Annotated in this window: 4 protein-coding genes; all 4 read right to left on the minus strand. The window is 74.7% G+C overall.

Translation table 11 applies throughout. The features are described from left to right. On the minus strand, positions 1-2,393 hold a 2,393-nt coding region (gene tmk / locus G9H71_RS19750), incomplete at its 3' end, for a dTMP kinase (protein ID WP_166284504.1). Positions 2,394-2,438: 45 nt separating this feature from the next. Continuing rightward, complete coding sequence (topA, locus tag G9H71_RS19755; RefSeq protein WP_166284505.1) at positions 2,439-5,195, minus strand: type I DNA topoisomerase; 2,757 nt, start codon at positions 5,193-5,195, stop codon at positions 2,439-2,441. Between the two features lie 75 nt (positions 5,196-5,270). Further along, positions 5,271-6,077, minus strand: coding sequence for a 4'-phosphopantetheinyl transferase family protein (locus G9H71_RS25315; RefSeq protein WP_166284506.1), 807 nt, complete (start codon positions 6,075-6,077; stop codon positions 5,271-5,273). Further along, on the minus strand, positions 6,074-8,194 hold a 2,121-nt coding region (locus G9H71_RS19765; protein ID WP_196792303.1), incomplete at its 5' end, for an MMPL family transporter. The genes G9H71_RS19765 and G9H71_RS25315, both read right to left, overlap by 4 nt.

Genomic DNA, 8,194 nt, shown 5'->3' on the forward strand with positions numbered 1-8,194 from the left:
CGCTCGCGGCGCTCCTGCTCCTCGCGCTCGGCGCGGGCCGCAGCCTCGCGCTCGCGGCGCTCGGCCTCCTGCGCCGCACGGGCGGCTGCCTCCTCCGCGCGCAGCCGCGCCTGCTCGGCGGCGATGCGCCGGGCCTCCTCCGCCTCGCGGCGTGCGGCCTCGGCGGCGCGGGCGGCCTGCTCGGCGGTGGCGCGCTGGGCGGCCTCGATCGCCTCGGCGGCGCGCAGCTGCTCGAGCCGGCGTGCCTCGGCCTCCTCGGCCCGCTTGCGCTCGGCGGCCTCGTGGCGCTCGGCCTCGAGCCGGCGGCGCTCCTCGGCCTGGCGCTGCTCCTCGGCCTGCCGGGCCGCCTCCTGCTCGGCCGCCTCGCGGGGACTGAGCGGGAGCACGCCGCGCAGGCGCTGCTGGATGACCGTGGTGACCTCGGTCGGGCCCTGCGAGGCGTCGAGGACGAGGTAGCGCCCGGGGGCGGCGCTCGCGAGCTCCTTGAAGCGGCGGCGCACGCGGTCGTGGAACTCGACCGGCTCGGCCTCGAGCCGGTCGGCCCGGCCCTCGTCGCGGGCGGCCCGGCGCTGGGCGCCGACCTCCGCGGGCAGGTCGAGCAGGACCGTGAGGTCGGGGACGAGCCCACCGGTGGCCCAGGCCGAGAGCCGGGCGACGTCGCCGTCGGGGAGCTCGCGCCCAGCGCCCTGGTAGGCGATCGAGGAGTCGACGTAGCGGTCGCTGATGACGACGGCGGAGCGGGCGAGCGCCGGCCGGACGACGCGCTCGACGTGCTGGGCGCGGTCAGCGGCGTAGAGCAGCGCTTCGGCCCGGCTCGAGAGCGGGCCGGTCGTGGGGTCGAGCAGCAGGGCGCGCAGCCGCGTGCCGATCTCGGTGCCGCCCGGCTCCCGCGTGAGGACGACCTCGTGACCGCGCTCGCGCAGCCACGCGGCGAGCGCGGTCGCCTGGGTGGACTTGCCTGCGCCCTCGCCGCCCTCGAGGACCAGGAAGAAGCCGTGCCGCTCGGCCTCCTCGCCCGGCCCGGGCAGGCCCTGGCCGCGCAGCGCGGCGAAGAAGTCCTTGAGCACCGGGACGCCCCGGCGGTCGTCCATGGTGCGGAACGACGCGACCCCCAGGCCGGCGCAGAGCAGGCCGGCGAGCAGCAGCGTGACCTCGGCGCCGCCCAGCGTCCACGTCACCGACTCGGTCGGGTGCCAGGTGTGCGGGCCGATGGCCGCTGCGAGCAGCGGGGCGAGGGCCAGCACCGCGACCAGGACCACGCGGAGCATGACGGTGAGCGAGGCGAAGACCCGGCCACGGTGGTCGTCGTCCACCTCGAGCCCGATGAGCGTGTAGGCGATCACCCAGGCGACACCGGTGCACGCCCCCATCGCGACCGTGAAGAGGACGGCGACCGGGAGGTTGGGGGTGAGGGCGATGACCGCGAGCAGGAAGCCGGCGACGGTGATCGCGAGGCAGAGCAGCCGGCGCCGGCTGAACCCGGCGACGAGCCGCGGCCCGAGGAACATGCCGAGCGCCAGGCCGAGGAAGACCGCGAAGAACAGCACGCCGTAGCCCGGGTCGCCCGCGCCGAGGTCGCGGACGTAGGTGCGGGCGAGGCCGATGACCGCGCCCCCCGCCGCGAACGCGCCGAGCAGGGCGACGATCAGGCCGCGCACCACCTTGGTGCCGCCGACGTACTTCCAGCCTTCGGTCAACGCCTTCCACGCCGAGGGCTCGCGCCCGTCGGCGGTCGTGATCACGTTGCGGGCCGGGATGTCCTTCAGCTGCGCGATGACGATCGCGGCGGCCAGGAAGGTGAGCGCGTTGACCCAGAGCGCGATCGCGAGCGTCAGCGGCGCGTCCTGCGCCTTGCCGAGCCCGCCGGTCGGCAGCGTGAGGACGATGAAGAGCACCGCCGCCAGCGGCGCGCTGCCGTAGGTCCCGGCGAGGTTGAGCTGGTTGGCCGCCTCCAGCCGCTCGCGCGGCACGAGGTTGGGGACCGTGGCTTCCTTCGCCGGGATGAAGAACAGGCTGGCGGCCTCGTTGAGCAGGGTCGCGACGAAGACCCACCAGAGCTCGCCGACGAGCGGGATGGAGGCGAGGATGACGAAGCGCGCGGCGTTGGCCGTGACCATCGTCCAGCGCCGGTCGAGCCGGTCGGCCACCACGCCGGCGAGCGGCCCGAGCAGCATCGCCGGCGCGAGGCGCAGCAGGAAGACGACCGCGACGGCGAGGTTGGCCTGGGTGTAGTCCCCGCCGGCGAGCGACTGCGCGTAGGCCGTCATCGCGAGCAGGCCGAGCCAGTCGCCGAGGCTGGCGACCGACAGCGCCACCCACATGCGGCGGAACGTGCGCAGCGACAGCACCTCGCGGACGTCGCCCGCGAGGCCCGTCACGGCACCCGTGCTCATTGCTTCACCCTAACCACGGGGCCCGACGGTCCGGCCCGGCGCGGCTCAGGCACCTGCCTTGGCCGTCTTCTTGGCGGCCGCCTTCTTGGCCGGTGCCTTCGCCGCGGTCGACTTGGCGGCCGCCTTCTTGGCCGGAGCCTTCTTCGCGGTCTTCTTGGCGCTCGGCCCGGCGGCCCGCTTCTCCGCGAGCAGCTCCACCCCGCGCTCGGGGGTGATGCCCTCGACCGTGTCACCACGGCGCAGCGTCGCGTTGGTCTCGCCGTCGGTCACGTAGGCGCCGAAGCGGCCCTCCTTGACCACGATCGGCTTGCCGCTCACGGGGTCGGTGCCGAGCTCCTTGAGCGGCGGCTTGGCCGCGGCCCGCCCGCGCTGCTTGGGCTGGGCGTAGATCGCGAGCGCCTGCTCGAGCGTCACCGTGAAGAGCTGGTCCTCGGTCTCCAGCGACCGCGAGTCCGTCCCCTTCTTGAGGTACGGCCCGTAGCGCCCGTTCTGCGCCACGATCTCGTCGCCGGACTCGGGGTCCTTGCCGACGACCCGCGGCAGGGTCAGCAGCTTCAGCGCGTCGTCGAGGGAGACCGTGTCCAGCGACATGGTCTTGAACAGCGACGCGGTCCGCGGCTTCGCCGACTTCGGCGAGCCCTCCGGCAGGACCTCCGTGACGTACGGCCCGAAGCGGCCCGCCTTGGCGACGACCGTGTGGCCGGTGGCCGGGTCGGTGCCGAGCTCGCGGTCGCCGGACGGCGCCGACAGCAGCTCCTCGGCCTTCTCCACCGTCAGCTCGTCGGGCGCGAGGTCGTCGGGCAGCGACGCCCGCTCCGAAACGCCATCACGGTCGCGCTCGATGTAGGGGCCGTAGCGCCCGACGCGGACGGCGATGCCGTTGCCGAGCTCATAGGTGTTGACCTCGCGGGCGTCGATCTCGCCGAGGTTCTCGACGATGCGCTTCAGGCCGCCCAGCTCGTCGGGGCCGTGCCCGCCGGGATGCGTGTGCTCCGGCGTGCCCTCGCCGTCGCCGAAGTAGAAGCGGCGCAGCCACGCCACGCGGTCGGCGTCGCCACCGGCGATGCGGTCGAGGTCCTCCTCCATCTCCGCGGTGAAGTCGTAGTCGACGAGTCCGCCGAAGTGCTCCTCGAGCAGCCGCGTGACGGCGAAGGCCAGCCACGTCGGGACGAGCGCGCTGCCCTTCTTGAAGACGTAGCCGCGGTCGATGATCGTGCCGAGGATCGACGCGTAGGTCGACGGGCGGCCGATCGCGCGCTCCTCCAGCGCCTTGACCAGCGTCGCCTCGGTGTAGCGCGCGGGCGGGCTGGTCGTGTGGCCCTCGGGGTCGACGCGCTGCGGCTCGAGGCCGTCGCCCTCGCGCATCGCGGGGAGGCGCTGCTCGTTGGCGTCGCGCGGCGCGTCCTCGTCGCGCCCCTCCTCGTAGGCGGCCAGGAACCCCCGGAAGGTGATGACGGTGCCGGAGGCGCTGAACTCGGCGTCCTTGAACGGCGAGCCTGCGTGCGGCGCCGCGCCGATGCGGACGGAGACCGTCGTGCCCCGCGCGTCGGCCATCTGCGAGGCGACCGTGCGCTTCCAGATCAGCTCGTAGAGCGCGAACTCGTCGCGGGCCAGCTCGCCCGCGACCTCGCCCGGCGTACGGAACACGTCGCCGGCGGGGCGGACGGCCTCGTGGGCCTCCTGCGCGTTCTTGACCTTGCGGACGTAGCGGCGCGGGACGTCGGGGACGTACTCGGGGCCGTAGAGGGCTCGCGCCTGCGACCGCGCGGCGTTGATGGCCGACTCGGACAACGTGGTCGAGTCGGTGCGCATGTAGGTGATGTAGCCGTTCTCGTACAGCCGCTGCGCGACGCGCATCGTCGTCTGCGAGGACCAGCGCAGCTTGCGGCTGGCCTCCTGCTGCAGCGTCGAGGTGATGAACGGCGCGGCCGGCTTGCGCGAGTAGGGCTTGTCCTCGACCGAGCGGACGGTGAACGGCGCGTCGGAGAGCCCGGCCGCGAGCTGGGTGGCCGCGGCCTCGCCGAGCGCGACCACGCCCTGCTGCTGGGCGCGGGCCGTCAGCCGGCCGTCGCTGCCGAAGTCACGGCCCGTCGCGACGCGGGTGCCGTCGACCGACGTGAGCCGGGCGGGGAAGGACTGGCCGGAGCGCTCGAGCTCGGCCTCGATGTCCCAGTAGGACGCGCTGCGGAAGGCGATGCGCTCGCGCTCGCGCTCGACCACCAGGCGCGTCGCGACCGACTGGACGCGGCCGGCGGACAGCCCGGCGCGGACCTTGCGCCACAGCACGGGCGAGACCTCGTAGCCGTAGAGCCGGTCGAGGATGCGCCGGGTCTCCTGGGCGTCGACGAGGCTCTGGTCCAGCTCGCGGGTGTTCTCCACCGCGCGGCGGATCGCCTCGGGCGTGATCTCGTGGAAGACCATCCGGCGGACCGGGACGCGCGGCTTGAGCACCTCGAGCAGGTGCCAGGCGATGGCCTCGCCCTCGCGGTCCTCGTCGGTCGCGAGGAAGAGCTCGTCCGCCTCCTTGAGCAGCGCCTTGAGCTCGGAGACCTTCTTCTTCTTGTCCGAGTCGACGACGTAGTAGGGGGCGAAGCCGTTCTCGACGTCGACGGCGAACTTGCCGTAGGGGCCCTTCTTCATGTCCGCCGGCAGCTCGCTCGGCGTCGGCAGGTCACGGATGTGGCCGACGCTCGCCTCCACGTCGTAGCCGTCCCCGAGGTAGCCCGCGATCTTGCGCGCCTTCGTGGGCGACTCGACGATGACGAGCCGGCGACCGGTGGCGGTACGGGAGCGGGGCGGCACAGGGAGCCTTCCTGACGAGCGAGGTTCGGCGGACAGACGACAGGGCGGAGTCTGACGGCATCCCCGCCCTCGCTGTCAAACCGGAATGATCGCCCACTCGTTCCCGCGGACCGCCGACCCCGTCCCCGGAGGCGTGTCGTGCCAGGCCAGCCGCAGGGTGCCGGCGGACGTCCCGCGGGCCGGGGCGGCCGGATCCTGCACCCGCACCGCCAGCGAGACCACGTGCTCCCCGCGCGTACGTTGGACGAGGGCCCACTCCCCGGGCCGCCAGGGCGCGCCCGGGCGCTCGAGCAGGCGGGGGCCGGCGCCGTCGAGCGCGAAGGCCAGTCGGCCCGCGGGGACGGAGAGCCCGTCCCCGGTCGCCTTGAGCACCGCCTCGCGCAGCGTCCAGTAGCGCAGCGCCGCGAAGGCCCGCCGTTGGGCGGGCAGCGCGGCGATCCCGGCCCGCTCCTCGGGCGCGAGGCCGCCCCGGGCCAGCAGCTCGGGGTCGAGGCGGCGGCCCGCCCACTCCGCGTCGATCCCGCAGTCGCGCCCACGGGCGACGACGCAGGCGACCAGCCCCGGGGTGTGGGTGAGGTTGAACCGCAGGCCGGTGCCCGGGGTGGCGAGCTCGGGACGGCCGCCCGGCTCGCGCCGGAACCGCCACTCCGCCGCGCCGACCGCCGGCTCGGCGGCGGTGAGCGCTAGCCGGAGGAGCAGGTGCGCGGCCAGGAAGGCGTGCCGGTCGGCGTCCCGGCGCAGCCGCGCGGCCCGCGCCCGCTCTTCCTCGTCCAGCCGCGGGTCGTCGGGCCGCACGTCGAGGTCGTCCGGGCTGACGCACCAGACGGCGACGGCGGGCGCGCCGCTCGCTGCCCCCGGAGCCCGGTCCCCCGGGCCGCTCACGGCCGCCGCGCCGCCGCGGGCCGCGCGACGCCGTCGAGGGGCTGGTCGCCCGCCCGCTGCGCCGGCGGCGGGATCGCGAGCGGCGGTGCCGTCGCGGGAGGCGGGGGCAGGGACTCGTACCCGAACCTGCGGTGCGCCCGCTGCAGGAAGCCCGGGCCCCACCAGTTCCACCTGCCGAGCAGCGCCATGAGCGAGGGCACCAGGAACGCGCGGACGATCGTGGCGTCGAGCAGCACGCCGATCGCGGCCCCCACCCCGAGCTCCTTGATGAAGACGATGCGCGAGGTCGCGAGCGCGCCCATCGCGACGCACAGGAGCAGGGCGGCGGCCGTGACCACGCGGCCCGTGCGGCCCACCCCGAGGACGATCGCCTCGCGCTCGTCCGCGCCCGCGTCGCGTGCCTCCTTGATCCGCGCGAGCAGGAAGACGCCGTAGTCCGTGCTCAGCCCGAAGACGAGCGCGAAGAGCAGCACGGGCTGCGTCGTCTCGAGCGCGCCCTGGGCGTCGTGGCCGAGCAGCCAGCCGAGGTGCCCGTCCTGGAAGATCAGGACGAGGGCACCGTACGTCGCCGACAGCGTCAGCAACGTCATCAGCACGGACTTGAGCGGCAGGACCAGCGACCCCGTCATCAGCGCCAGCACGAAGACGTTGGTGAGGCAGACGATCGCCAGGGCCAGCGGCAGGTTCGAGGCGATGCTCGAGCGCAGGTCCACGAAGCGCGCGGTCGAGCCGGTCACCAGCAGCGGCCCGTCCGGGAGCTCGCGCAGCTGCTCGACCAGCTCGCGGCTGCTCGCCGTCAGGGGCCCCTCCCGCGGCTGCACCTGCACCAGCCAGGTACTGGTGTCGAGGGCCACCGGCCCGGTCACCGCGGCGGCGGCCGGCAGCGCCCGCGCGGCCGTGGCGACCTGCTGGGCGCGCTGCTCGCCGTCGCCCGCTCCGGTGTCCGTCACGACCGCCGAGACCAGGTCCGACGGCGAGGACTCGAACCGCTCTTGGAGGGCGTCGTCGACCGCCCGCGCGCTCGCGCTCGGCGGCAGGGCGGTGGCGTCGATGAAGGTGAAGCGGACGCCGAGCAGCGGCAGCCCGAGCGCGAGCAGCAGCGCGGCTCCGACGACCGCGACCGTCACCGGCCGGCGTACGGCGTGGCGGGCCACGGTGAACCAGCCGCCCTCGGCGGTCTCGGCACGTTCGAGCGGGCGGCGCCAGCGGGCCGGCGCGACGAGGTCGAGCCGGTGGCCGAGCAGGCGCAGCAGCGGCGGCAGCACCACGAGGGCGACGACCGCGGACATCGCGGCGACGAGCGCGCCGCCGATGGCCATGGAATAGAGGAACCGTTGGCGGAAGACGAGCAGGGCGGCGAGCGCGGCGACGACGGTGACCGAGCTGAAGAGGATCGTGCGGCCGGCGGTCCGCACCATCTGCCGCACGGCGTCGTCGACCCGGCCGTGCTCGGCCAGCTCGCTGCGGTATCTCGACACCATCAGCAGGCTGTAGTCGATCGCCAGGCCCATCCCCAGCGTGGTCACGAGGTTGAGCGCGAAGAGCGAGAGGTCCATCCCCGCGGTGACCCCGTGCAGCACGAGCAGCGTGAGTGCGACGTTCAGCCCGCCGGCCAGCACCGGGAGGGCTGCGGCGAACAGGCTGCGGAAGACCCAGAGCGATAGCAGGAAGAGCAGCGGCAGCGCGAAGAGCTCGGCCCGCACCAGGTCCTCGTGGACGGTGGAGGTCACCTGCTCGTCGACGACGGGCGACCCGCCGAGGCGTACGCCGGGCACGCCCTCCAACCGGTCGCGCAGCCGGTGGACGGTCTCCTCGTCGCCCGCCCCGGGCTCGAGCCGGGCCACGACGTACGTCATCCGCCCGTCGCGGGACACCATGGCCCGGTCGCCGGTGGAGTAGTAGGACGTCACGGCGACGACGGCCGGGTCGGCGGCCAGCCGGTCGGCGACGTCCTCGACCATCGCGCGCGCCGGCGCGGCGTCGACGTCCGGCTGCACCTCGACGAGCGCGAGCACACCACCGTCGCTGGACGTGCCGGTGGCGCTCTCGATGCGCGCGTCCCCGCGGGAGCTGTCGGACCCCGGGGTCACGAAGTCCGGCGATCCGCCGTTGAGCGA

The organism is Motilibacter deserti, from assembly GCF_011250635.1.
In the GTDB taxonomy this organism is placed as follows: Bacteria; Actinomycetota; Actinomycetes; order Motilibacterales; family Motilibacteraceae; genus Motilibacter_A; species Motilibacter_A deserti.